4 protein-coding genes and 2 pseudogenes are annotated in these 3,171 nt (G+C 45.7%); 3 read left to right on the forward strand and 3 right to left on the reverse strand.

Translation table 11 applies throughout. The features are described 5' to 3' along the window. Nucleotides 1–159: IS1 family transposase (locus tag BFF42_RS13895; protein ID WP_032277379.1), on the reverse strand; the 159-nt coding region annotated here is incomplete at its 3' end. Nucleotides 160–545: 386 nt separating this feature from the next. Here BFF42_RS13895 and yecR (BFF42_RS27750) point away from each other — a divergent pair. Together yecR (BFF42_RS27750) and yecR (BFF42_RS27755) are read left to right on the forward strand one after the other, a co-directional pair. Continuing rightward, a complete protein-coding gene (gene yecR / locus BFF42_RS27750; protein ID WP_252709281.1) occupies nucleotides 546–743 on the forward strand; it encodes a YecR family lipoprotein in 198 nt (65 codons plus the stop codon). After that, on the forward strand, nucleotides 715–867 hold the full coding sequence (gene yecR / locus BFF42_RS27755; protein ID WP_252709283.1) for a YecR family lipoprotein: 153 nt from the start codon (nucleotides 715–717) through the stop codon (nucleotides 865–867). Before yecR (BFF42_RS27750) ends, yecR (BFF42_RS27755) begins: the two co-directional genes overlap by 29 nt. A gap of 33 nt (nucleotides 868–900) precedes the next feature. Here yecR (BFF42_RS27755) and BFF42_RS13910 read toward each other — a convergent pair whose 3' ends face one another. Both BFF42_RS13910 and BFF42_RS13915 read right to left on the reverse strand, forming a co-directional pair. Further along, nucleotides 901–1,206, reverse strand: a complete 306-nt coding sequence (locus BFF42_RS13910) for a hypothetical protein (RefSeq protein WP_001448321.1) — start codon at nucleotides 1,204–1,206, stop codon at nucleotides 901–903. A gap of 863 nt (nucleotides 1,207–2,069) precedes the next feature. After that, a pseudogene (locus BFF42_RS13915) lies at nucleotides 2,070–2,807 on the reverse strand (hypothetical protein); the annotation flags it as partial. Nucleotides 2,808–2,876: 69 nt separating this feature from the next. Between BFF42_RS13915 and BFF42_RS13920 the strand changes: the two are divergent. After that, nucleotides 2,877–3,171: pseudogene (locus BFF42_RS13920) on the forward strand (transposase); the annotation flags it as partial.

A 3,171-nucleotide genomic window follows, 5' to 3' on the forward strand; every position in this document is an offset into this window, starting at 1 on the left:
GTGCGTACCGGGCTGAGAGGCGGTGTAAGTGAACTGTAGTTGCCATGTTTTACGGCAATGAGAGCAGAGATAGCGCTGATGTCCGGCAGTGCTTTTGCCGTTACGCACCACGCCTTCAGTAGCGGAGCAGGAAGGACATCTGATGGAAATGGAAGCCACGCAAGCACCTTAAAATCACCATCATACACTAAATCAGTAAGTTGGCAGCATTACCCATTCATTTAGGGGGCGTTATGCATTTATCTTCAAAACATCTTAGCACTATCCGCTTTCTCGTTATTGCTTCATTCGTTGTAGCTATCAGTTACCGACTTTTTGTTGCCTCCAATGACGAAATGAATCCTCTTGCTATTATTGCCCATTCAATAGCGACAATAGTTAGACGGTTTGAAAAACCGTAATACAATAAACATCCGAAATAATTTCGAAAGCAACTCATTTTTACTCTGCAAACAATCAGAAAAGACTTAATTTTGCTAAGTTAATGCATTAATCTAAAAACGCTTTAAATCAATACATAACCATTATCTCTTGGGATTATTTACATGCGCAAAAGTTTAATGCTGTTACTTGCTTCAACATTGATTATTTCTGGATGTGCAACAAAAAAACAACTCGTTCCAACTGGTGGAAGCAAATCAGACGGCACAGTTAGGATGAGTTATTCTTACGGTATGTTTGAAAGTCCTGTTGTAGATCCACAACAAGGCAGGAATGCAGCCAAAGCGCGTTGTGCCGCTTAGGGGATATTCAGGAGCCGATCCTTTTGGTGGATTCACTTCTCAATGTTCACAACCTTCTTCATCTGGTTGTATGCAAACACTTGTGACTATCGAATATCAATGCACTGGCGATATTAAGAAGTAATAATTAGGGGCTTCCAGCCCCTTCTATAACCATTCATGGAACAGGGACAACCGAAATCACTTTAAACCCTGAAACAGCCGTTACTCCATTAGATGGAGAATTAAATCTCACAGTATCTTTTCTTACTGCATCATGAATTTCATCTTTTGTTGGTTCATGCTCTGAATGGAATAAAACCTCTTCCATTCTAATTTGATCACCGTCTCTATGCTCATAAGTAATCTTGTAGCTAACAGTCATATCAACCTCATGCAGGGGAATTGTGAGATTATTATAGACAATAGAAACCATAAAGCCCCGTTGGTGATACAGCAACAAGCGGGAGCGTAGCGACTTCATCAGATTGTCAGAAAGATCACACCTTATCAGGATAACCGTGTACCCGTTGGGAGCGTGGCTGAAACGCTGATAGAGCTTGCATATGGTTTGCAAGGACCAATATCACCATAAACCTGTTTACGCAGCCACAAGGCCGCACATCGGGCTTAAATGCGTGTGTTCAGTCTGTCGATGACATTACAATGCCTGGATGGGCTTTATCTTCACGTTGTGCTATCGCGGTGTGAGAGGTGCAACTGCCGCCAACGTTAGGTTATACTGTCATCTCACCGTGTAACTTAACGTGACAGTTACTAAGGGCGGTTCACAATGGTAGAACTCCTAAGCAAATTAAATAGGTAACTGTTTAAGTTGCTGACAGAGAAGACTTTTTTAGTCTTCTCCACCTGGGGAGATTCTGGAGCGGGCGAAGGGAGCCTACGACAAATCGAAGACAACCAGCTAACCTCTTGTTTCTTAAAGACAGGTGAATCCAATTGGTTGTAGTGATAGTCACATATTTAGCGATAGACGGTCAAGACTTGAAGCACGTAATATTCCCTCTAAAGGAATAGAACCCACGGTCTGACTACCCGACCCCTTTGAGCTGACTCAGGGTCGGGCTATGGGGGCTTTTGGCTCGCTCTTTATATTAGATAAGGTCTCACATTTTTCAGTCAAAACTCATCGTCTAATAGCCCATAGCCAGACCACCAATCCCAGCTTTAGCAGGAAGACCACGAGATAGACTTTGTGTAGGTCCATTTGGTCCTCCTACCTTCTGTATTCACGAACTAGATTGCTAGTACAAAATAAAGGCCAGACATCCAGTTCGGAAGTCTGACCAATAGTCGTTATTGTTAGTTAGCTTGTCGCTAGTAATCCTAGCTGTCTTTAGTGAAGCTCAGGCGTTTGACTACAGGCAGGACAGCAGTAGCCGAGCCAGTACCCATCTTGATGGTCGTAGCAGCTTCAGCTACAACAAACACCTTGCCGAGAATCTCAAGGTCGTGAGACTGGGAGTCACCATCACGTGAAAGGACCACCGTAACGTTCTCGCCATCGTGACGGAAGCAGCCGAAGCTCAGAGCCGTAAAGCGCTTAGCCATCATGAAGACGCCACGGTCTTCACCGTTGTAATAGGCGATGTCTGTTCCCAGCATATCGACGATAGCGTCTTCACCACCGAAGCCCTGCTTAGCAGCCAGACGGGAGAGAGCCTTGAGGTGTGACTCATGGGCGATGATGCCGTAGTCAGAAACCTCAGAACCGAAAGAAGACTCCGTGTTCTCGTACAGGGCATCCATGATAGCGTCAGCCTTAGCGGTCAGGCTACCAGTCAGGGCCGGAAGTTCTACGGTCTTCAGCAGCTTTGAGGACTCCAGCACGTCAACCATCTTAGAGTTAATGGTACGAACCACGTTATCGCAGATGTTCAGTGCGTCCTGCTGGAGCGTCCCCTGAGTGAAACCAGTGGTCGACTTCTGGTCCCAAAGCTTTGTCTGGTGAGACACGAGGATAGCCTGTTCAATCGGCTCAACGGTGATTTCAGTGCCAGACGGAGCGGTCACAACTTCAGGTCGCTTACCACCACGGACAGGGACCAGCACAGAGCGGTCTGAAGTGGCACACTGAATTTGGCCACCTGAACAGAGGTGATATGCTCACCTCAGAACAACACAGGTGCTCCAATGAAAAAAAGAAATTTTAGCGCAGAGTTTAAACGCGAATCCGCTCAACTGGTTGTTGACCAGAAATACACGGTGGCAGATGCCGCCAAAGCTATGGATGTTGGCCTTTCCACAATGACAAGATGGGTCAAACAACTGCGTGATGAGCGTCAGGGCAAAACACCAAAAGCCTCTCCGATAACACCAGAACAAATCGAAATACGTAAGCTGAGGAAAAAGCTACAACGCATTGAAATGGAGAATGAAATATTAAAAAAGGCTACCGCGCTCTTGATGTCAGACTCCCTGAACAGTT

Origin of the sequence: Shigella sp. FC1661, from assembly GCF_001712525.1 — a bacterium.
Taxonomy (GTDB): Bacteria; Pseudomonadota; Gammaproteobacteria; order Enterobacterales; family Enterobacteriaceae; genus Escherichia; species Escherichia coli.

What these genes read in the sequence shown, in the direction of transcription:
- yecR (WP_252709281.1), top strand. Translation starts at nt 546, where the DNA reads ATGCGCAAAAGTTTAATGCTGTTACTTGCTTCAACATTGATTATTTCT.
- yecR (WP_252709283.1), top strand. Translation starts at nt 715, where the DNA reads ATGCAGCCAAAGCGCGTTGTGCCGCTTAGGGGATATTCAGGAGCCGAT.
- BFF42_RS13910 (WP_001448321.1), bottom strand. Translation starts at nt 1,206, where the DNA reads ATGAAGTCGCTACGCTCCCGCTTGTTGCTGTATCACCAACGGGGCTTT.